The organism is Collinsella sp. i05-0019-G5 (assembly GCF_042851345.1).
GTDB lineage: Bacteria > Actinomycetota > Coriobacteriia > Coriobacteriales > Coriobacteriaceae > Collinsella.
In genome coordinates, this window is sequence record NZ_AP031421.1 from 1,106,428 (window position 1) to 1,127,950 (window position 21,523).

15 protein-coding genes and 2 tRNA genes are annotated in these 21,523 nt (G+C 63.3%); 12 read left to right on the forward strand and 5 right to left on the reverse strand.

Annotated elements, in window-relative coordinates; genetic code table 11:
* The first annotated feature begins 11 nt into the window (after positions 1-11).
* From ACGHIZ_RS05035 to ACGHIZ_RS05090, 12 genes are all read left to right on the forward strand, one after another.
* Positions 12-108, forward strand: a tRNA-Sec gene (locus ACGHIZ_RS05035).
* Positions 109-263: 155 nt separating this feature from the next.
* Positions 264-896, forward strand: a complete 633-nt coding sequence (locus tag ACGHIZ_RS05040) for a molybdenum cofactor guanylyltransferase (RefSeq protein ID WP_225093473.1) — start codon at positions 264-266, stop codon at positions 894-896.
* A 15-nt stretch (positions 897-911) separates the two neighbouring features.
* A complete protein-coding gene (locus ACGHIZ_RS05045) occupies positions 912-1,307 on the forward strand; it encodes a DUF3343 domain-containing protein (RefSeq protein WP_390449670.1) in 396 nt (131 codons plus the stop codon).
* A 256-nt stretch (positions 1,308-1,563) separates the two neighbouring features.
* On the forward strand, positions 1,564-2,919 hold the full coding sequence (gene gdhA / locus ACGHIZ_RS05050) for an NADP-specific glutamate dehydrogenase (RefSeq protein WP_161145193.1): 1,356 nt from the start codon (positions 1,564-1,566) through the stop codon (positions 2,917-2,919).
* A gap of 230 nt (positions 2,920-3,149) precedes the next feature.
* Entirely contained in the window at positions 3,150-4,064 is a 915-nt protein-coding gene (locus tag ACGHIZ_RS05055; protein ID WP_390449673.1) for an FAD binding domain-containing protein, read from the forward strand.
* A complete protein-coding gene (locus ACGHIZ_RS05060; RefSeq protein WP_390449676.1) occupies positions 4,064-6,895 on the forward strand; it encodes a molybdopterin-dependent oxidoreductase in 2,832 nt (943 codons plus the stop codon). Before ACGHIZ_RS05055 ends, ACGHIZ_RS05060 begins: the two co-directional genes overlap by 1 nt.
* Before the next feature lie 140 nt (positions 6,896-7,035).
* Positions 7,036-7,119: transfer RNA gene (locus tag ACGHIZ_RS05065), tRNA-Leu, on the forward strand.
* An 87-nt stretch (positions 7,120-7,206) separates the two neighbouring features.
* Entirely contained in the window at positions 7,207-8,508 is a 1,302-nt protein-coding gene (tig, locus tag ACGHIZ_RS05070) for a trigger factor (RefSeq protein WP_390449679.1), read from the forward strand.
* Positions 8,509-8,670: 162 nt separating this feature from the next.
* The gene (locus tag ACGHIZ_RS05075) at positions 8,671-9,291 is read left to right on the forward strand and encodes an ATP-dependent Clp protease proteolytic subunit (RefSeq protein WP_022095182.1); all 621 of its coding nucleotides are present in this window, start codon (positions 8,671-8,673) and stop codon (positions 9,289-9,291) included.
* A gap of 1 nt (position 9,292) precedes the next feature.
* Positions 9,293-10,702, forward strand: a complete 1,410-nt coding sequence (gene clpX / locus ACGHIZ_RS05080; RefSeq protein ID WP_349125460.1) for an ATP-dependent Clp protease ATP-binding subunit ClpX — start codon at positions 9,293-9,295, stop codon at positions 10,700-10,702.
* 287 nt (positions 10,703-10,989) lie between these two features.
* Positions 10,990-13,686, forward strand: coding sequence for a valine--tRNA ligase (locus ACGHIZ_RS05085; RefSeq protein ID WP_390449682.1), 2,697 nt, complete (start codon positions 10,990-10,992; stop codon positions 13,684-13,686).
* A gap of 280 nt (positions 13,687-13,966) precedes the next feature.
* Complete coding sequence (locus tag ACGHIZ_RS05090; RefSeq protein ID WP_390449685.1) at positions 13,967-15,310, forward strand: bifunctional folylpolyglutamate synthase/dihydrofolate synthase; 1,344 nt, start codon at positions 13,967-13,969, stop codon at positions 15,308-15,310.
* 105 nt (positions 15,311-15,415) lie between these two features.
* Here the strand turns inward: ACGHIZ_RS05090 and ACGHIZ_RS05095 are convergent, their stop codons facing one another.
* The 5 genes from ACGHIZ_RS05095 to ACGHIZ_RS05115 all read right to left on the reverse strand — a co-directional run bounded on the left by ACGHIZ_RS05095 (position 15,416) and on the right by ACGHIZ_RS05115 (position 21,510).
* Positions 15,416-16,504, reverse strand: a complete 1,089-nt coding sequence (locus ACGHIZ_RS05095) for a M24 family metallopeptidase (RefSeq protein WP_390397518.1) — start codon at positions 16,502-16,504, stop codon at positions 15,416-15,418.
* Positions 16,505-16,745: 241 nt separating this feature from the next.
* Positions 16,746-17,984, reverse strand: coding sequence for an IS110 family transposase (locus tag ACGHIZ_RS05100; RefSeq protein WP_055310779.1), 1,239 nt, complete (start codon positions 17,982-17,984; stop codon positions 16,746-16,748).
* Positions 17,985-18,542: 558 nt separating this feature from the next.
* The gene (locus ACGHIZ_RS05105; RefSeq protein ID WP_390397520.1) at positions 18,543-18,941 is read right to left on the reverse strand and encodes a DUF1667 domain-containing protein; all 399 of its coding nucleotides are present in this window, start codon (positions 18,939-18,941) and stop codon (positions 18,543-18,545) included.
* Positions 18,942-18,944: 3 nt separating this feature from the next.
* Positions 18,945-20,303, reverse strand: a complete 1,359-nt coding sequence (locus ACGHIZ_RS05110; protein ID WP_390397522.1) for an NAD(P)/FAD-dependent oxidoreductase — start codon at positions 20,301-20,303, stop codon at positions 18,945-18,947.
* 1 nt (position 20,304) lies between these two features.
* Positions 20,305-21,510, reverse strand: coding sequence for an NAD(P)/FAD-dependent oxidoreductase (locus tag ACGHIZ_RS05115; RefSeq protein ID WP_390449688.1), 1,206 nt, complete (start codon positions 21,508-21,510; stop codon positions 20,305-20,307).
* Positions 21,511-21,523 lie beyond the last annotated feature (13 nt).

Genomic DNA, 21,523 nt, shown 5'->3' on the forward strand with positions numbered 1-21,523 from the left:
CCGCCGCACTTGGGAACGGATGGGCTCCGGTGGGCTCCGCGGTCCTCAAAACCGTTGCGAGGCGTGCAAAACGTCTTGGATGTGTTCGATTCACATACGTTCCCGCCATACGCTACCAGCGCTTTTGTGCTCGCGGTCTTGCTGCGTGCCGCAAAGGCGCTGTTTTGTTTTTGCATGGGTTTGCCGTGCCGCCCGCTTTATCGGCGACGGTATTTAGCTTCGTGCACCGGGTTTCGAGCATGCCGATGGGGGTGTTTTGCCGTATGACTACCGTAAGACGTGCCGATCTTTCTTGTGTCGTCCAAGCGGGCGGGCTGTCGTCGCGCATGGGTTGCGACAAGGCGCGCATGGCGTTTTGTGGCGAGCCCTTGATCGAGCGCGTGCTGGGTCGGCTGGCGCCAGTTGCCGGCGAGTTAGTCGTGACGACTTCGCGTCCCAACGAGCTTGCCTACCTTGAGGAGTGCGCGTTTGGCGGCTTGGTGCCGCGTGTGGTGGCGGACCTTGAGGGGTCGGCGGGCGCCATGCGCGGCATCGCGAGTTCGTTGACTGCGGCCCGGCTGCCGCTCGTGGCGATCGTCGCCTGTGATATGCCGTTTGTCTCGCCGGAACTCATCGGCGCGCTTGCCGATCGTGTTGAGGCCGAGGCGCTCGACGTGTGCGTGCCGCGCGAGGAGCGGGGGATTGAGCCGCTTTGCGCCGTCTGGCGCCGTGATGCGTGTGCTCCGGTTGCCCAAGAGCTGCTCTCCTGCGACCGACAGCGCATTCGCTGCCTGATCAGTCGCGTTCAGGCCGGTTATATGGATGAGCCGCAGATTGTTAAGGCCGCGGGCTCGACGCTCTGCTTCGAAAACGTCAATACGCCCGAGGAGTTTGCGGCGGCCGAGTTGCTCGCCTAGACGATTGGAGTTGCCATGTCTCACGATATTTGCCCCGACACGGGAGAGCCTTGCACTTGCGATGGTTCCGAGCCCTGTACCTGCGGCTGCGGTGGCTGTGGTCATGCTGCGGAAGAGGAAGCGGCCGCCGCGGCGTATCGCGATGCACACCGCGAAGGCCCGTCCGGTGATGCCCTCGACCACGAACGCAAGATCATCGTTTCGTTCGATAGCACCTTCGATGTGATGGAATGCGAGCAGCTGTGCCTTGCCGCCGGTGTGCCCGGGCGCATCATGCCGCTGCCCGGCTCCATCACCGCCGGCTGCGGGCTGTGCTGGGCCATGCCGTTCTCGGGCGATGCACTCGCCGCCTTCCGCGCTGCCACCGAAGGCCGCATAACCCCCGCCGACTATCATCAGCTCGTCCTCTAACCGTCAGCACCACCACAAAGGTGCCTGTCCCCAATGTGGTGGTTTGGAACACGTGGACGAAACAGGTTTGAAACACGGGTTTTGCATGTCAGGCACTCAAAAACGCTTCTACCTGCATCGTAATCAAAACGAAACATCCGCCCGTCGGCTTATGCGAAACTTTGCCGCAACAGTGCGATATTATCCATACACGATAAAGCTCGCGGCGCATGGGGTGCCGCGACCAACATTTTCGTTTCCCATCATTGGAGGAAGCATGAGCTACACGCAGAAAGTTCTCGAAGAGCTCAAGGCCCGCTATCCCGAGCAGCCTGAGTTCATCCAGGCCGCGACCGAGATCCTCGGCACCATCCAGCCGGCGCTCGACGCCCACCCCGAGTACGAGGAGGCCGCCCTGCTGGAGCGCCTCGTCGAGCCCGAGCGCATCGTTATGTTCCGTGTCCCCTGGGTCGACGACCAGGGCAAGGTCCAGGTCAACCGCGGCTACCGCGTCGAGTTCAACTCTGCCATTGGACCCTACAAGGGCGGCCTGCGCTTTAACCCGACGGTCACCCTGGGCATGCTCAAGTTCCTGGGCCTGGAGCAGATCCTCAAGAACAGCCTGACCACCCTTCCCATGGGCGGCGGCAAGGGCGGCTCCGACTTTGACCCCAAGGGCAAGTCCAACAACGAGATCATGCACTTCTGCCAGTCTTTCATGACCGAGCTCTATCGCCACATCGGCCCCAACACCGACGTTCCCGCCGGCGATCTGGGCGTTGGCGGCCGCGAGGTTGCCTACCTGTTCGGTCAGTACAAGCGCCTGACCAACGAGTGGACCGGCGTCCTCACCGGCAAGGGCCTCTCCTTTGGCGGTTCGCTCGCCCGTACCGAGGCTACCGGCTACGGCCTGGTCTACTTTGTGGACGAGTACCTCAAGAGCCGCGGCGACTCCTTCGAGGGCAAGAACGTCGTCGTTCACGGCTCCGGTAACGTCGCTATCTACGCGGTCCAGAAGGTCGCCCAGCTCGGCGGCAAGGTGCTCGCCTGCTCCGATACTCACGGCTGGGTCGAGGATCCCGACGGCATTGACTACACCGTGCTCGAGCATGTCTACAACAAGAAGCGTTCCGGCCACGACAAGGGCGTTACGCTCGCCATGTACGTTGACGAGAAGCCCAATGCCACGTGGCACGAGGGCGACGGCCGCGGCGTGTGGCAGCTGCCCTGCGACATCGCGCTGCCCTGCGCTCGCGAGAACACGCTGCTGCTCGAGGACGCCCAGGCGCTCGTCGCCAACGGCTGCAAGGTGGTCGGCGAGGGCGCGAACATGCCCACGACCATCGAGGCTACGACCTACTTCCAGGAGAACGGCGTCGCCTTTATGCCCGGTAAGGCTGCCAACGCTGGCGGCGTGCTCGTGTCCGGCCTGGAGATGAGCCAGAACGCCGAGCACCTGTCTTGGACCTTCGAGGAGGTCGACGGCAAGCTCGAGCAGCTCATGCGCGGCATGTTCCACAACGTGGACGACACCGCCAAGGAGTACGGCGAGGAGGGCAACTTTGTCATGGGCGCCAATATCGCCGGCTTCCTGAAGGTCGCCGACGCCATGCTCGCCCAGGGCGTCTGCTAAATCTTCGCTCGATATAGCATGTGATGAGGCTCCCAGCCATTCCGGCTGGGAGCCTTTTCTATCCCGGAGGACTCCTCATAACTTGCGGTGATATACGGACTGTTTTGCGTTCCAGAACGACTAATCAGTCCGTATATCACCGCAAGTTATGGATGGGTGGGTGGATTTTGTCCTAAAACGGTGTGCGGCCCCTCGTTTGGTACACTTAAACGTACTGGACAAGTGAAGAGATGGGGGAGAACGTGCTCAAGTTCGGTACCTACGTCCGTGTTGGAAACGCGGCCGAAGCCTATGAGCTCTTACAGAAGAACCGCAACAACAAGATTGTGAGCGGTGGCATTTGGATGCGCCTGGGTTCGCGTCGCGTGGCGACGGCGATTGACCTTTCGGCCTGCGGACTCGATCAGATTGAGGAGACCGAGACCGAGTTTCGCATCGGTGCCATGTGTACCCTGCGCCAGCTCGAGCGCCATGCCGGGCTCAACGCGCTTGTCAACCATGTCTTTGAGTTCGCCGTCCACGATATCGTGGGCGTGCAGCTGCGCAACACCGCCACGGTGGGCGGCAGCATTTACGGTCGCTTTGGCTTCTCGGACGTGCTCTCGGCTTTCCTGGCGCTCGATTCCTATGTTGAGCTGACGGGCGCCGGTCGCGTGCCGCTCGCCGAGTTTGTTGACATGGGTTACGTGCGCGACGTGATCGAGCACATCGTGGTCGTCAAGCACGATTACCGTGCGAGCTACGAGGCCGTGCGCAAGGCCGCGACCGACTTTCCCTCGCTGAACGTTACCGCTGCCTGGTGGAACAACAGCTGGCATGTCACTGTGGGTGCCCGCCCGCTGCGCGCGACCCTGCTGCAGGGCGAGGCGTGCGGCCTTACCGCCGAGCAGCCTTCCGAGGACGAGCTTCGCGCCCTGGCCGCGTCCGTACGCGCGCTGAGCTATGGCACCAACCTGTGGGGCTCGGCCGACTACCGCCGTCGCATCTCGGCCCCGCTGGCGATTCATGCTGTGCGTCGCGCTGCCGGCATCGAGCTTTCGGCCGCGCTTGCCCGCGAGCTCGAGACCGTGCAAGTGCCAAAGTTTGCCACGGACGAGTATTCCTGCCGCCGCGTGCCCGGCGTCGATTCTAACGAGGTGCGCTAATGGCTGCCAAACTCATCGATCTTTCCTTTACGCTCAACGGCCGCAAGGTCAAGGTTCAAATTGCTCCTGACACCATGCTCTTTTCGCTTTTGCGTGAGCAGGGCTGCGCGTCGGTGCGCTGCGCCTGCGAAACCACCAACTGCGGTCTGTGCACGGTGTGGCTCGACGGCGACCCGGTGCTGAGCTGCTCGGTTCCTGCCGCCCGTGTTGAGGGCCGCTCCATTACCACGCTCGAGGGCCTCAAGGCCGAGTCCGAGGCACTGGCCCGTGCGATGGCTGCCGAAGGCGCCGAGCAGTGCGGTTTTTGCGCCCCCGGTCTTATCATGAACGTGCTGGCGCTCGCCCGCGCCGCCAAGGAGGACCCGAGCCTCGTCGCCACACGCGAAGAGCTCTCGCGCCAGCTCGCCGGTAACCTCTGCCGCTGCAGCGGCTACGAGAGCCAGCTGCGCGCCATCGTGCGCTTCCTCAACGAGTCCGGCGTGCAGGTGGGCTTTGAGATGCCCGAGCTGCCCGTCAACGACACGAGCTCCGACGGTGTCGCGTACAAGCAGATTACCCACAAGCAGCCCAAGAAGGATTCGAAGGCGCTGCTCGAGGGCCGTCCCGTCTACACGGGCGACCTGGTGCCCGCCGGCGCCCTGATTGTCAAGCTCAAGCGCAGCCCGTATGCGCGCGCCAAGATCCGCTCCATCGATACATCGCGCGCCCTGAAGGTGCCCGGCGTGGTGGGCGTCTACACCTACGAGGACGTGCCCAAGCGCCGCTTTACCATCGCCGGCCAGAGCTATCCGCAACCGAGTCCCTACGACCGCCTGATCCTCGAGAACCTCGTCCGTTACCAAAACGAAGAGGTGGCGATCGTCGCCGCCGAGACCGAGGAGGCCGCCGACAAGGCGCTCAAGCTCATCAAGGTCGACTACGAGGTGCTCGAGCCCCTGCTCGACTTTACCCAGGCGCTCGATAACGACATCGTGGTCCACCCCGAGGGCGACGTGACCTTTATGTTCCCGCAGGGCGGCGACGTTGCTCGCAACCTGGTGTGCAGCGGTACCAGCGATTTTGGCGACCTCGACGAGGCATTCGCCCAGAGCGACATCGTCTTTGAGCGCACCTACACGAGCCAGGCCACGCAGACCGCGCCCATGGAGACCTTCCGCGCCTTCGCGACGACCGATGCGTTCGGCCGCATCTCGGTGACCACCTCGACGCAGGTGCCCTTCCACGTGCGCCGCATGGTCGCGCAGTCGCTCGACATTCCGCAGTCACAGGTGCAGGTCATTAAGCCGCGCATCGGTGGCGGCTTTGGCTCCAAGCAGACGGGCTGCTGCGAGATCTTCGTGGCGTTCGTGACGCAGCAGACCGGCCGTCCGAGCTATTGCTGCTACACCCGCGAGGAGACCATCACTGCGGGCAACTCGCGCCACCAGATGCAGATGACCGTTAAGCTGGGCGCCATGAACGACGGCACCATCACGGCCATCGACCTGCATACGCTGTCCAACGCCGGTGCTTATGGCGAGCACGCTACCACGACGATCGGCCTTTCGGGCCACAAGAGCCTGCCCATCTACAACCACGTGAAGGCGAGCCGTTTTAGCTGGGACGCCGTCTACACCAATACCAACCGTGGCGGCGCGTATCGCGGCTACGGCGCCACCCAGGGCCAGTTTGCCGTGGAGAGCGCCGTCAACGAGCTCGCCGACATGCTGCACATGGACCCTGCCGACCTGCGCCTTAAGAACATCGTGCGCGAGGGCGAGGTCATGCCGCAGTACTACAACGAGAAGCTCAACGCCTGCGCGCTCGACCGCTGCCTGCTGCGCGCGATGGACATGATCGGTTGGCGCGACAAGCCGCTAGCTGTTGACCTGGGCGACCGCGTGCGCGCTCTGGGCTGTGCGCTCACCATGCAGGGCTCGGGCATCTCCAACGTGGATATCGCCGGCATCGACATGCGCCTGGAAGAGGACGGCTTTATTACGCTTTCGACCGGCGCTACCGATAACGGCATGGGTGTCGACACAATCCTGGCGCAGATTGCCGCCGAGGAGCTGGGCGTGGAGAGCTCGCTGATCGTGGTGCGTGGCGTGGACACCGACGTGTCGCCGTTCGACGCCGGCTCGTACGCGAGCTCGGGTACGTACGTGACGGGACTTGCCGCCAAGAACGCCGCGACCGAGCTGCGTGAGAAGATCTGCGCCAAGGCCGCCCAGATGTGGGACGTGGATGCCGCCGAGGTGGTCTTCGATGGCCAGTACGTGCGTCTGTCCGACGAGCGTGCCGCGCGCGAGCAGAACCGCTACCTCACGCTGCGCGACTTTGCCAACCTGTGCGTCAAGAACATCGCGGGCGGCGACGCGCTCACCTCGTATGCCTCCGCCTGCCTGCCCGTTTCGCCTCCGCCGTTTATGGCAGGCATTGCCGAGGTCGAGGTCGACAAGGCCACCGGCAAGGTGACCGTGGTGGACTACGCGGCGGCTGTGGACTGCGGCACCGTTATTAACGAGGCACTCGCGCGCGTCCAGGCCGAGGGCGGCATTGCCCAGGGTATTGGTCACGCGCTCTACGAGATTGTCGAGCACGATGACCGCGGCCGTCTGCGCACCGGCAACTTTATGAGCTACAAGCTGCCCACGCGCCTGGATATCGGCAGCATTCGCGTGGCCTTTGAGCCGAGCTACGAGCCGACGGGCCCGTTTGGCGCCAAATCGATCGGCGAGGTCGTCATCAACACGCCGCTCGCCGCCGTTGCCTCGGCCGTGGCGCACGCCACCGGCCATCAGGTTCGCTCGCTGCCGATCACGCCCGAGAAGGCCCTGCTGGGGGAGTAGCGGGTCAGCGAACAAATCGTAATTGGCGGGGCGGGGCAACTCGCCCCGCCTTTTGCACTCGTGGTGAGGTCGTGAGCCTGTAAAAGGTGTGCGTGCGCTTGCCGCTCGTATCTGCTATCATTCCTAGTCTGTGCGCTCATGCGGGCGTGGCGGAATTGGTAGACGCGCCAGATTTAGGTTCTGGTGGGATTCCCGTGAAGGTTCGAGTCCTTTCGCCCGCACCAACGCACCCGCGTCGGTTTATGCCCTCGCGACGCTTGTTGCATAAAGGTACCAGCACCTCAGATAAGCTGGGCAGTATGAGGAGGAACGTGTTGAACATCACCGCTTCTGACGTCAAGGACGCCAAGCTCACCGCTACGGTCACCATCCCGGCCGCCGACGTCGACGCCGCGATCAAGAAGGCCTACAAGGAGACCGCCAAGAAGTACCGCTTCCCGGGCTTCCGCGCCGGTAAGGCCCCCCGTCCGGTCATCGACTCCGCTCTTGGCGCCGAGGCTACCCTCGCTCAGGCCACCAACGACCTGATCGCCGCCAACGAGCCCGCCGTGCTCAACGAGCTGGACATCGTCCCCACCAAGAGCGGTGACTACAAGGAGCTCGACCTCGCCAAGGATCACGAGGACTACACCTACACCGTCGAGTTCTCCCTGCGTCCCGCCGCTGAGCTCTCCTCCTTCGACGCTGTCGAGATCGAGATGCCCCCTGCGGAGGTCACCGAGTCCGAGATCAACAACCAGGTCGAGATGCTCCTCAACTACCGTGCTACCTTCGAGGACGTCGAGGGTCGCGCCGTCGAGGCCGAGGACTACGTTACCGTCGACCTCAAGGCCGTCGAGAACGCCGACAACTTCGCCGCCGAGGGCCGCATGCTCATCGCCGGTAGCGACAGCAACCCCAAGGAGTTCAACGAGGCCCTGATTGGCGCCAACGTTGACGACGTCAAGACCGTCACCTGGACCGACGAGGTCGAGGAGGGCGAGGAGGCCGAGACCCACACCGTCGAGGTCACCGTCAAGGGCATCAAGGTCCGCAACGCCCCCGAGCTCACCGACGAGCTCGTCAAGTCCGACTTTGGCTTCGACAGCATCGACGCCATGCGCGACGCCATCAAGATCGAGATCGAGCAGGACAAGGCTTCCCGCCTCCCGGCCGAGAAGGAGAACCGTTGCGTCTCCGCTCTCGCCGAGCGCCTGCAGCTCGACGAGATGGACGCCGACTACGAGCAGTCCGTCTTTGAGGAGCTTGGCCAGAACTTCCTGTCCAACCTCGCTGCCCGCGGCATGACGCTGGACACCTGGCTGCCCGCTTCCGGCCTGACCATGGAGCAGTTCATCGGCGACCTGCACAAGCAGGCCAACGACGTTGCCCGTGAGTCCCTGGCTCTCGACGCTCTCGCCCGCGAGCTCAAGATTGAGGTCACCGAGGACGACATCAACGCTGAGTTCGAGAAGGCTGGCGTCAAGGACGTCGAGGCTTCCAAGGCCGAGTTCATCGCCGATGGCCGCATGCCTGCCGTCCGCGAGTCCATCCGTCGCTCCAAGGCCGTCGACCATCTGGTCGAGAACGCCAAGGTGACCGAGGTCGACGAGACCGCCAAGGACGCCGAGTAATTCTCGCCACCTTGCCCACGAGCGCATGCGTGCGCCCGTGATGGGGTAAAGTTATACACCGGTTATCCGGTTGCTTCGTACGGTGCCAGCCAATGCATAGCATGCGGGCACCGTACGTTTGTCTAGAACCACTATTGGTCCGTAAGAGAAATGGAGATGCGTATGATCGCTAAGTTCGATTCCGCCCTCGTGCCATACGTTATCGAGCAGACGCCGCGCGGCGAGCGCAGCTACGATATCTATTCGCGCCTGCTCAACGACCGCATCATCTTCTTGGGCGAGGAGATCAACTCCGTCAGCGCCAACCTGGTCGTTGCCCAGCTGCTGCATCTTGAGAGCCAGGATGCCGAGAAGGATATCTCGCTCTACATCAATTCGCCCGGTGGCGAGGTCTACTCCGGCCTGGCAATTCTGGACACCATGAACTTCATTAAGCCGCAGGTCTCCACCATCTGCGTCGGTATGGCCGCGTCTATGGCCGCCGTGCTGCTTTCGGCCGGCGCCAAGGGCAAGCGCTTCTGCCTGCCGCACTCCAAGGTCATGATTCACCAGCCCAGCGGCGGTGCCCAGGGCCAGCAGACCGAGATCGAGATCGTGGCCGAGGAGATCAAGAAGACCCGCCGCGAGCTCAACCAGATCCTGTCCGACGCCTCGGGCCAGCCCATCGAGAAGGTCCAGGCCGATACCGAGCGCGATAACTACCTGACTGCTGCCGAGGCCCTCGACTACGGCCTGATCGACCGTATCGTCACCTCGCGCGACCTTGCCGCGAAGGACGCCTAGGATGGCCGGTAACATGCAGGACAACTTCGACGAGAACGGCAACCCCATCCGCTGCTCCTTCTGCGGAAAAGAGCAGGGGCAGGTTCGCCGCCTTGTAAAGGGTCCGACCAACATCTTTATCTGCGACGAGTGCGTCGCCGCCTGCTCCGAGATCTTGGAGGAGTCGCTGGCTTCGGACTTTATGGACGCTGCCCGCAACGGCAAGCTGCCGGGCTTTCTCAACGATCACGGCCAGGCTGCATCTCAGCCCGCCGTGGACCCCGAGGCCGAGGGCTTTGAGCTCGAGGACGACGCCCGTCAGGTCATTACGCATGTGCCGACGCCGCACGAGATTTATGACGAGCTTTCGGCCTATGTCATGGGCCAGGAGGACGCCAAGCGCGCCATGTCGGTTGCCGTGTACAACCATTACCGCCGCGTGATCGAGGGCGGTGCCGCGCTTTCGGCCTTTGACGACGGCCTGGATTCGCAGCTCGGCGATGATATGGATGAGGTGGAGCTCGCCAAGTCCAACATTTTGCTGCTCGGTCCCACCGGTACCGGTAAGACGCTACTTGCCCAGACGCTCGCGCGCATCCTCGAGGTGCCGTTTGCCATCGCCGACGCCACCGCGCTCACCGAGGCCGGTTACGTGGGCGAGGATGTGGAGAACATTCTGCTCAAGCTCATCAACGCCGCCGATGGCGATATTGAGCGCGCGCAGGTCGGCATTATCTACGTGGACGAGATCGACAAGATCGCTCGCAAGGCCGAGAACCTTTCCATCACCCGCGACGTTTCGGGCGAGGGCGTTCAGCAGGCGCTGCTTAAGATCCTTGAGGGCACGGTGGCAAGCGTTCCGCCCACCGGCGGCCGCAAGCATCCTCAGCAGGAGCTGCTGCAGATCGACACGACCAACATCCTGTTTATCTGCGGCGGTGCCTTTGTGGGTCTGGACAAGATCATCGCTGACCGCGTGGGCAACAAGGGCGTGGGCTTTAACTCCGAGATCGCCGGCCCTACCTCGGTCGACGAGAACGACCTGCTGCGCCAGGTGCTCCCGCAGGACCTCAACGCCTTTGGCATGATCCCCGAGTTTGTGGGACGTACGCCCGTCGTCACCCAGACGCAGGCGCTCGACGAGGACGATCTGGTGTCAATCCTGACCGAGCCCAAGAACGCCGTGGTGCGTCAGTACCGCAAGATGTTCCAGCTCGAGGACGTTGAGCTTGAGTTTGAGGACGCCGCCCTGCACGAGATCGCCCGCATGGCGCTTGCCCGCAAGACCGGCGCCCGCGGCCTGCGCTCCATCTGCGAGGACGTGCTGCAGCAGACGATGTTCGATCTCCCCAGCGAGGAGGGCGTCACCAAGGTCATCGTGACCGAAGCCTCCGTAAAGGGCGAAGAACAACCCCAGCGCATCTACGGCTAGACCTGCCTAAAACGTGTTTGCAAATAGCCTCCGACCACCCGCGGTCGGAGGCTATTTTATATATACGCAATAACCCCAACTACCTGTGTTATTCTGTGTGTTTGTTTAAGCCTCAGCGAAGTCATATCAGACTGAAGTAATCGATACCTAAGGGGAGGAATGTAGGCCCGATTTTCGTAGATTCCGCACGAGCCGAAGACCACTTAATGTGGTCTTCGTGCGAGCCCAGGACCTGACCGAGCGAAAATCGGGCCTACATTCCTCCCCGGCGGGACAGGGAGAGATATATGGAAGAGATGCCCAAGAACTACGATCCGTCGACCAACGAGCCGGCGATCCTGCAGAAGTGGCTCGACGGCGGCTACTACAAGCGCCGTGAGGGCGTGGGCGACTGCACCGTCACCATTCCGCCTCCCAACGTGACCGGCAAGCTCCATATGGGTCACGCCACCGACGACTCCATCCAGGACGCCATCATCCGCATGGCCCGCATGCGCGGCAAGTCCACGCGCTGGGTACTCGGCACCGATCACGCCGGTATCGCCACACAGACCAAGGTCGACAAGAAGCTCAAGAGCGAGGGCATCAGCCGCCTGGAGATCGGTCGCGACAAGTTTGTCGACGCCTGCTGGGATTGGACCCACGAGTACGGCGGCATCATCGTCGAGCAGATCAAGCGCATGGGCTGCTCCGTCGACTTCGACAACGAGCGCTTCACCATGGACGAGGACTACGCCCAGGCCGTGCGCAAGGTGTTCTGCGACTGGTACCACGACGGCCTGATCTATCGCGGCAAGCGCATCGTAAACTGGTGCCCCAACTGCACCACCGCCATCTCGGACGACGAGGCCGAGTACAAGGACGAGAAGGGCCACCTGTGGCACCTGCGCTACCCGCTGACCGAGCCGGTCAACGGCCAGGACTACATCGTCGTCGCTACCACACGCCCCGAGACCATGCTCGGCGACACGGGCGTCGCCGTCTCCCCGAAGGATCCCGAGAAGGCCGCCTTTGTGGGTAAGACCGTCAAGCTCCCCATCGTTGACCGCGAGATTCCCATCTTTGAGGATTGGCATGTCGACGCCAACTTTGGCTCCGGTTTTGTCAAGGTCACTCCGGCTCACGACCCCAACGATTACGCCATGGGTCAGGCCCACGACCTGCCGCAGATCAATATCTTCGATGAGCACGCGGTAGTCGTCGAGGGCTACGGCGAGTTTACCGGCATGAACCGCGACGAGTGCCGCGAGGCCGTCGTCAAGTGGTTTGAGGAGCATGGCCTGCTCGATCATGTCGAGGACCTCGATCACTCCGTCATGCACTGCTACCGTTGCGACTCCGCGCTGGAGCCGTGGCTGTCCGAGCAGTGGTTCGTGGCCGTCGACAAGCTCAAGGGGCCGGCGCTCGACGCCGTCAACTCCGGCAAGGTCACCTTCCACCCCGCGCGCTGGACGCAGACCTACACCACTTGGATGGAAAACCTCAAGGACTGGTGCATCAGCCGCCAGCTGTGGTGGGGCCACCGCATCCCCGTGTTCTACTGCGAGGACTGCGGCTGGGAGGACGCTCTTACCGAGGACACCGACGTGTGCCCCAAGTGCGGCGGCCATCACGTGCATCAGGACGAGAACGTGCTGGACACCTGGTTTAGCTCGCAGCTGTGGACCTTCGCCACGCAGGGCTGGCCGCAAAAGCCGGAGCTGCTCGAGGGCCATCACCCCACGACGGCGCTCGTCACTGCGCGCGACATCATCGCGCTGTGGGTCGCCCGCATGGTCATGAGCTCGCTGTACTTCTTGGACGAGGTGCCGTTTAAGGACGTTGTCATCTACCCGACGATCCTGGCCAAGGACGGCAGCCGCATGTCCAAGTCCAAGGGCAACGGCGTTGACCCCATGGGCCTCATCGGCATGTACGGCGCCGACGCTATGCGCTTCAACCTGCTCACGCTGTGCACCAACAACCAGGACGTCAAGTTCGACGCGAACATCGACAAGAAGACTAAGAAGCTTATCGACAGTCCGCGCACCGAGCAGGCCAAGTCGTTTGTGACCAAGATCTGGAATGCCAGCCGCTTCCTGCTCATGAACATGGAAGGCTACACGCCCGGCGAGCCCGTTGTGGAGACGCCCGCCGACGCCTGGATGTTCAGCCGTCTGGCCAAGGCCGTGAAGATGGTCACCGAGGGTATTGAGAACTACACCTTTGGCGACATGGCCCGCGGCGTGCAGCAGTTCTTCTGGAACGAGGTCTGCGACTGGTACGTCGAGGTCACCAAGGCCCGCCTGAAGGGCGAGGGCCGTCTGCAGGCGCAGCGCAACCTGATCTTTGTGCTCGACACCTCCATTCGCCTGATGCACCCGCTCATGCCGTTTGTCACCGAGGAGATCTGGGACAACATGCCGGCGAGCGTGCTCGACCTGGATGCCGAGGGCAACGTTGACCGCGCCGAGGCGCTCATGATCGCCAAGTGGCCCGAGCCCGCCGACTATGCCAAGTATGTCGACGAGGACGCCGAGCGCGCGTTTGAGCTGTGCCGCGCCGTCGTGTCTGCCGCCCGCGCCACGCGTTCGCGTTATCGCTTGAGCCCCAAGGCCGAGCTCGACGTGGTCGTGCGCGCCGGTGCCGAGGATATCGAGAAGCTCGAGAGCCTGCGCTCGACCATTGAGCCGCTGGCGAATACCGCTTCGCTGGTCATGGGTACTGACGTTGAGAAGCCGGCCGCGAGCATCGCCGTGGTCGACAGTGGCGTCGAGGTCTTTGTGGTGCTCGAGGGCAAGGTTGATCTTTCGGCCGAGAAGGCGCGCCTGGAGAAGGAGATCGCCGCTGCCCAGAAGGAGCTTGCCGGCTGCGAGAAGACGCTCGCCAACGAGGGCTTTGTGGCCAAGGCCGCGCCCGCGGTGGTCCAGAAGAAGAAGGACCGTGCAGCTGAGCTCAAGGAGATCCTGGTGGCACTGACTGCTCAGGTTGCTGACTTCTCATAGGCGGTACTGGGGGACGCGTCCCGACGCTTTGCTCTCCGCTGCGGACAGTCCTGCGCAAGACGGACAGCACATTAAGTGCTGTCCTTTGCGTGCGGAACTTGCGGCGAGCAAAGCGTCGGGCCGCTCCTAGTGCGGTTACGTGGTTGTTTGCATCTGGTAGGTTGGGGCCACTTGGTTGTGGCCTTGATTTCGCTGCAAGCGGATAAAGGCTGATATTGTCAACGCGAGGGGCTCATTCTTTTTGGTGGGCCTCTTTTTCTGTTATGGGGGACTTTGGGTTATGGCTAAGCGTTCTGGCTTGTATACCGTTCCTTTTGAGTTTGAGTTGCTTTCGTTTGATGAGGCTGTTGGGCTGGCTGCTGATACGGGTCGGATTTCTGGGGATGCTGGGCCTCTGCTTGAGACGGTTGTCGATATGCTCGATGAGCTGGGACGTCCGGACGAGTACTTTGATTGCATTCAGGTTGCCGGCACCAATGGCAAGACTTCGACTACGCGTTTTTCGGCTGCTATCCTTCGCGGCGAGGGGCTCAAAACCGCGCTGTATACGTCGCCGCAGCTGGTGCGTTATCCCGAGCGCATGGAGGTCGATGGACGCGTCGTGAGCGACGAGGCCTTTGCCCGTGGCGTTTCGGCCGCTGTTGAGGCGGGACATCGCGTGAATGCGCGCCGTGTGGCGGCGGGGGGGCGTGCCTATTCCATCACGCCTTTTGACTTGCTGACGGCTGCCGCACTTGTAGTGTTTGCCGAGGCCGCGGTGGATGTTGCCGTGCTCGAGGTTGGCATGGGCGGACGTTGGGACGCCACGAGTGCGACCGATCCCGTTGCCGTTGCCATTACGGGCATTGGGCTCGATCACACGCGCATTCTGGGCGACACGCTCGAGGCCATTGCGGGGGAGAAGGCTGCGGTTATCAAACCCGGGCGCATGGTTGTTTTAGGCGAGGGCACGCACGAGGCGAGCGTTCAGCGCGTGATGGATGCCCGTTGCCGCGAGTGCGGCGTCGTGCCGCTCGTGGTGAGCCACGCCACGACTAAGGTGCCGGCGCATGTGGGCGACACGGTTGAGTTCAGTTGCACCACGCCGCGTGCGATCTATACGTCGAGCATGGTTAAGCCGGCGTATCAGCCGCAGAATGCCGCGTGCGCGATTATGCTGTGCGAGGGGTATCTGGGTCGCGAGCTCGATCATGACAAACTCGATGCGTCGCTTATGGGCTGCCCCACGCCGGGCCGATTTGATGTGCTGGGAACCGATCCGCTCAAGCTGATTGACGCCTGTCATAACCCCCAGAGCTGCGAGAACTTTGTGAGCGCACTGGACGAGATCGACCCGTGCGTAGAGAATCGCCCCACGCTGCTGTGTGCCGCGCTGGCCGACAAGGACGTGGCGGGCATCGTCGACGTACTGATTCCGGCGTTCCCCCGCGTAGTCGTGACCCAGACCGATTCCGATCGCGCCCTGCCAGCAGAGGAACTCGCTGCCCTGGTGGGCGCTGACAAGCTGGCCGGCGTGTACCCCAGCGTGCCCGAGGCCCTTGCGGCCCTCGATGCCGCAGACGAGCCCTTTGTTGCCGCCGGCACCATCACCCTAGCCGGCGAAGTAGCCGGCCTGCTGCGCTAACCCATCCCCTCAGCAGTTGCGGTGAAATAGTTCCTGTTTTTGGGTTCTAGCAGCCCATCCAGGAACTATTCCACCGCAACTTAGTTTGGGGGCTTGGGGACCAGGCTAGTCTAGGCGGAATGGGTCGTGAGGGTAGGCGTTGAGAATCTCGACGCCCTTCTCGGTCACCAGGGCCAAGTCCTCGATGCGGACGCCGGTGTGGCCGGGGAGGTAGATGCCCGGCTCGATGGAAAACGTCATGCCCGGCTCGACAACCTGCTCGTTGACGAGCGAGACATCGCCAGGCTCGTGATCCTGCAGGCCAATCGAATGTCCCAGGCGGTGCGTAAAGTACCGCCCGTAGCCTGCGTCTTCAATCACATCGCGCGCGGCACGATCCAGGTCGCACATGCGCACGCCCGGTGCGATGAGCGCTTCGGCGGCCTCGTTGGCGCGGCGCACGATATCGTAGATGCGCGCCGTCTCCTCGTCCGGCTCGCCCCAAAAGAACGTGCGCGTCATGTCCGAGCAGTAGTTGCAGCGGCGTCCGCCAATGTCGAACAGTACTACATCGCCATGCTTGAGCACGGTGTCGTCGGGCTCGTGGTGCGGGTCGCCGGCGTTGGCGCCAAAGCTCACGATGGGCGGAAAGCTAAAGCCCTCGCAGCCGTGCTTGCGATACAAGCCGAGCATCTGGTCGGCAATCTCGCACTCCGTTACGCCCTCGTGGACGAGCTTGATGGCATCGGCCATCACAGCGTCGTTAGCGGTCGAGGACGCGCGCATGAGCTCCTGCTCGGTGGCATCCTTGTGGGTGCGTGCGGCGGTGACGGCAAAGTCGCCCAGGAAAAACTCGCTCGCAGCATGGCGCTCCATGAGCGGCATTAAAAAGCCGGAGCGCATGACGGTGTCGATGCCGAGCGGTTTGGTCGGATCGATCTCACTCGCGATGGCGTCGGCTACGACGTCGGTATCGGTGTGGTAGGCAACTCGGGCATTGTCATACTCGGGCAGCTGATGCAGCGCGTTGACCAAGATTGCGGGCTCGCTACCGCGTGCGAGCAGCACGCCGCAAAAACGCTCGAACATTTCGGCATAAAAACCGGTCAGGTAATAAATCGACCACGGGTCGTTTACGAGCAGCTGTGCGCCGGGGTGCTGAGCCTCGAGCGCATCGAGCACGCGCGCCACGCGCTGGTCATCGACATGTGCCATGAAACATCCTTTCGCTAGGTTGCCACCATGGTATCCCATGCCCGGCAGCTAGGGACGTTCCTTTTATGCCGGCACTTTGGGACACTCCATGGCGAGCCTGGCAAGCGCGCAGGAAAAAGTAGTCATAAGAGGCCCGTCCCAAATGGGCTGGCTTCAAAAGTATGGCGGATTACGGGGCTGGATCTGTATTACTTGACCATGGGAAAAATCGCGAAATTAAAACCGACGCTCCTATAAGTTGTCAAGAGGCAGTTTGCGGGAGCGCTCTCTCCAATTCGCACAGGAGCTCGTAATACCTCCTCTCCAGTTTCGTCGACCGCCGTTTCCCCCGTTCCAAGTGCCCGAGTGTGGCTGCGGACAGGCCGAGCTCCGCGGCGGCTTTCTTCTGAGTCACCCGCATCGCCTTGCGCATCTTCGCGAGCTCGGGGCCTTCCGGCGCGGCGCCGTCGGGGTTCGGGTCCATGAGCACGTGGTACACCTCCCGCGCTATGTAGCGCTTCAGGCAGCGGACCGCCTCCCGCCGGGACTTCCCCTCGGAGGTCCGCCTCGCCACGTACCTCCTCGTCCTCTCGTCGTACGCCATGCGCTTGATCGCGATCTCGTAGAGCGCCCAGTTCGCCTGCCGGTTGCCGCCGCGGTTGAGCCTGTGCCGGTCCGTCTTCCCGCTCGACGCGGGGATCGGGGAGGCGCCGCACATCATCGAGAACGCCGCCTCGCCCTTCAGCCTGCCGGGGTTGTCGCCGGCGGCCACGACCAGGGCGGCGGCGGTCGTGGTGCCGCAGCCCTCGACGCCGAGCAGCGCGGGCGCGTTCGCCTCCAGCAGCGCGCGGATGCGCTCGTCGAGGGACTCGACCTGGCTGCGGGCCTCCTTCCAGACCGCCGCGACGGACCGCAGCGAGGCCAGCACGCTCTCCTCGAGCGCGTCGCCCGCCTTCCTCCCGCGCGCGAGCAGCGGCATGAGGTCCTTCGGCCGCTCGCGGCCCCTGAACCGCTCCCTCAGGGCGCTCGGGGCCGTCGTGAGCATCGACTTCGCGCAGGCCACGCAGGACGTGGACGTCGCGACGGCCAGCCTGCGCGCGACGTAGAGCTGGCGCACCGCCTCGACCCAGCCGTCCTGCGACTTCGGCACGGAGCAGCCCTTCCCGGACGCCGCCTTGCGCGCCGCGCGCTCGGCGTCCAGCGGGTCGCTCTTCCCCTCGCCGGGCCTCACCTTGTCCCTCTTGGGCCTGAGCACCTCGACGACGTTGTACCCGAGCTCCACGAGCCTCCTTGTCAGCCCGGCCCCGTACGATGCCGTGCCCTCGACGCCGACGACCATGCAGCTCCCCGGGTCGCCTATCGCCTCCGCCAGCCTGTCGTAGCCCTCGGGGTCGGCCCCGAAGCTCCCGCTCCAGATCTTCCTCCCGAGGCCGTCGAGCAGGCACAGAACATGCACGTCCTTGTGCGTGTCGACGCCCGCGATGACCGTTTCGCCTTCCATTTTCGCTCCCCTCGGTCTGCCGCCTGCTCCGCGCCCGGGTCTCCCAGACATTGCACTGACGGGAGCGCTACAATCCAATTGGCTTGTCCGATTGTCCGCGCTCATGCTCCTATTAGGTCATGGCAGGACTCCGGGACGCGGATGCCGGGGCGAGACAGGTCGGATTTGAGGACGGCCGAAGAGGCGTCAGCAGGTCAGTGGGTCATCGTCCCGGCATTCAGCATCAGGGTAGCGCTGCGACGCGGAAATCGCGCGCCGTTGCCGCGCCCCGCAGTGCCCGCTTCCCCCGAGAACAATTATCAGTGCAGGTAGAGGGCTTATCAAAAATCGAAAATTGCCGGTATGGATGGGGGTCTCCGAATCAGCCCCGTAATCCGGTATAGTTTTGAAATGGCACTAAAGTAGGAACAAGCTAAATACCGATTCCAAGGATAGTTGCGGTGGAATAGTTCCTGGATGCCGGGGTTTTGGCGGAAATCAGGAACTATTTCAACGCAATTGAGGAGGGACGGGGTGGATGGCGGGGTAGCTAAAAGAGCCACGTCCCAAATGAGCTGCTTAGGTTGGGTTGATGTCCATGCTGGCGATGAGGTCGATGCCCGTGTTGAGGAGGTTGGGGAGCACGATGTCGCCCATGCGGATGGGGGCGTCGACGACCGCGCCGCGGAGTAGGTTCATGGCTTGAGCGTGGAGCGTCAGCGGGATGGCTTCGGCCGTGCGCACGGGCAGCAGCGCCTCATCGCCGCCGGATACAGCCACGGTGGTGGTGAGCACGCGCATGGGGCAGGTGAGTTCTTGGTGCGCGAACTTGTCGCCGCGCGGGCAGCTGTTGCCGGTTACGAAGCGCACCGCTGCCACGGCACCGTTGGCATCGCGCTCCACCTCTACGGTCAGGAGGCACTCGGATGGGCAGGTGGTGCAGTTGAACTGCAGCGTTTTGGCTACATTCGTGCTCATGAGCTATGCCTCCTCAACGGGGTCGACGGACAGGACAATCTCGCTGACACCCAGGTCGAGTGCACGTTGAATCACCTTTGCCGGCAGCGGAAAACTTTCCATGACGCTCGGCTTAAATGCACGTACCTTGCCTGCGAACAATTCCTCGCCGCCAGCGAGAATGCGCACGCGGGCGGCGTCGACCGGTCGGCGCACACGAAAGTTGAGTTTGGTGAGTGCCACAGCCGTAATGCGTCCCGGCAGTGCGTAGCCTGCGATGCCGGCGGGGGAGACCGTGAGCTCGCAGCCCGTGTCCGCGACCGCGTCCGTCTCGGCTCCGCCGCCCAGCGCGTACGCCGCCGCAGCTGCGCCAGCCCTCTCGGACTCGGTTGTTACGTTGTCGGCCAGGTCGTGCACGTGCAGCACGTTGCCACAGGCAAAGATTCCCGGCACGTCCGTCTGCAGGCTCTGGTCCACCACGGCGCCGCGCGTGCGCGGGTCAAGCTCAACGCCCGCGCTCACCGAAAGCTCGTTCTCGGGAATCAAGCCCACCGAAAGCAGCAGTGTGTCACACGGAACGATGCGCTCCGTCCCGGCAATGGGCGCCAGATGCTCGTCGACCTGGCTTACCTCGACGGCCTCCACGCGGTCGTGTCCGATCACGCGCGTGACCGTGGTCGACAGATGCAGCGGAATGCCAAAGTCGTCCAGGCAGTTCTTCACATTGCGACGCAGGCCATTGGCGTACGGCATGAGCTCGTACACGCCCTCGACGGAAATCCCCTCGAGCGTGCAGCGACGTGCCATGATCAACCCGATATCGCCCGAACCCAAAATGACGGCGCGCGAGCCGGGTTTGAGGTTTTCGATATTGATGTATCGCTGCGCCAAGCCGGCACTAAACACGCCGGCGGGTCGGCTGCCAGGAATCTTGATCTCGCTGCGGGTGCGCTCGCGGCACCCCATGGCAAGGACGACCGCACGTCCGGTGAGCTGCATCATGCCGGTAGGGCTCATGAGCGTGACGGTGTGGACCGCGGTGTCTTCCGCAGGCTCGCCTGAATCAATCCCAATCACCATGCTGTTCAGGAACAGCGCAATGTCGGTTGCGTGCACCTGGTCGATAAAGCGCTGCGCGTACTCGGGACCGGTGAGCTCCTGTTTAAAGTGCGACAGGCCAAAGCCGGGGTGGATGCACTGGCGGAGGATTCCACCCAGGTGCTGCTCGCGCTCCACGATGGCCACGCGCGCTCCGGCCTTATGCGCGGCCAGCGCGGCAGCCATGCCGGCAGGTCCGCCGCCGATAACGACCACGTCGAAGGATCGCGTTTGTACGGCTTCTACGACGCCGCAATCAATCGCACTCGATTTGAATTCCGCCATCCTAGCGCACCCCCTTCAAAGGTCCCTCGACCAGCCAAGATCTGGCATCCTCCAACAGCACTTCGCTGGGGTCGCAGCCCAGCTCGAGCGCCAGGATCGCCACCACGCGGCTCTGGCAAAACCCGCTTTGGCACCGACCCATGCCGGCACGACAGCGGCGCTTGACACCTTCGACCGAAATTGCACCCGGGCGGCGCCGAATCGCGGCCACAATCTCGGCCTCGGGCACCGTCTCGCAGCGGCAGACAATCTGCCCCCACGCGGGATCGGACTCAATGAGTTCTTCCTTGCGCGCCAGCGGTGCGCGGTCAAAGTCGTCCGGCTCGCGGCGAATTGGGTTCCAGTCCGCCCGCTCGTGCAGCTCCACGCCCTCCTCACGCATCACATGCTCCATGCGCTCGGCAATTGCCGGCGCGCTTGCCACGCCCGGCGACTGAATGCCGACCGCCTGGAAAAGCCCCGGCATCACGGCCGACTGTCCAATAAAGAAGTCGTTCGTTCCCTGAATGACCGGACGCCCGCCGGCAAATGCGCGCACCACGCGGCGCGTATCCAGATCGGGCACCAGCTTGCGCGCGCCGGTCAGCAGCGCGTTCACATCGCTCGCATAGGTCTGCGTGTCGTCCGGCTCGCGCACGGTAGCCGTGGCGGTGATCACGGTGTTGCCGTGCACGGTGCCCGTCACGATAACGCCCTTCGACACCGGCGTCGGCACGGGGTAGAGCGGCATGAGCGTGCGCGGCTCCTTGTCCAGCACCACGATGTTGCCCTGGCGCCAGACCATCTGAAGCTCTTCGGCACCGGCCATATGCGAGATGCCGGCGGCGCCGTTGCCCGCGGCGTTGATCAGGTAGCGGCAGCGCACGTTGCCAGCGGGGGTCGCCAGTGTAAAGCACCCGTCGTCGCCCGAGCCCGCGACTTCAATCACCTCCACCGGCGCGGACCGCATAAAGGTCACCCCGTTGGCGACGGCGTTTTCCAGCGCGGCGATGGCAACCTCAAACGGGTCGACAAATCCAGTCGAGGGGCACCACAACGCACACGTTGCATCGGCACTGGCGCGCGGCTCCAATTCGTGGATGCGGTCGGGTCCGACGATCGACAGCTCGGGCACACCGTTGGCAAGGCCGTTGCACCGCAGCTGCTCCAGTTGTGCGCCGTCTTCGTCGTTAAACCCCAGCACCATCGACCCGGTACGGCAAAACAAAAGGCTCTGTTAG

Coding starts and splice junctions, on each gene's coding strand:
- ACGHIZ_RS05055 (WP_390449673.1), top strand. CDS start 3,150: ATGGGGGAGAACGTGCTCAAGTTCGGTACCTACGTCCGTGTTGGAAAC.
- ACGHIZ_RS05105 (WP_390397520.1), bottom strand. CDS start 18,941: ATGAGCACGAATGTAGCCAAAACGCTGCAGTTCAACTGCACCACCTGC.
- ACGHIZ_RS05085 (WP_390449682.1), top strand. CDS start 10,990: ATGGAAGAGATGCCCAAGAACTACGATCCGTCGACCAACGAGCCGGCG.
- gdhA (WP_161145193.1), top strand. CDS start 1,564: ATGAGCTACACGCAGAAAGTTCTCGAAGAGCTCAAGGCCCGCTATCCC.
- ACGHIZ_RS05110 (WP_390397522.1), bottom strand. CDS start 20,303: ATGGCGGAATTCAAATCGAGTGCGATTGATTGCGGCGTCGTAGAAGCC.
- ACGHIZ_RS05090 (WP_390449685.1), top strand. CDS start 13,967: ATGGCTAAGCGTTCTGGCTTGTATACCGTTCCTTTTGAGTTTGAGTTG.
- ACGHIZ_RS05040 (WP_225093473.1), top strand. CDS start 264: ATGACTACCGTAAGACGTGCCGATCTTTCTTGTGTCGTCCAAGCGGGC.
- ACGHIZ_RS05045 (WP_390449670.1), top strand. CDS start 912: ATGTCTCACGATATTTGCCCCGACACGGGAGAGCCTTGCACTTGCGAT.
- ACGHIZ_RS05100 (WP_055310779.1), bottom strand. CDS start 17,984: ATGGAAGGCGAAACGGTCATCGCGGGCGTCGACACGCACAAGGACGTG.
- ACGHIZ_RS05060 (WP_390449676.1), top strand. CDS start 4,064: ATGGCTGCCAAACTCATCGATCTTTCCTTTACGCTCAACGGCCGCAAG.
- clpX (WP_349125460.1), top strand. CDS start 9,293: ATGGCCGGTAACATGCAGGACAACTTCGACGAGAACGGCAACCCCATC.
- ACGHIZ_RS05095 (WP_390397518.1), bottom strand. CDS start 16,504: ATGGCACATGTCGATGACCAGCGCGTGGCGCGCGTGCTCGATGCGCTC.
- ACGHIZ_RS05075 (WP_022095182.1), top strand. CDS start 8,671: ATGATCGCTAAGTTCGATTCCGCCCTCGTGCCATACGTTATCGAGCAG.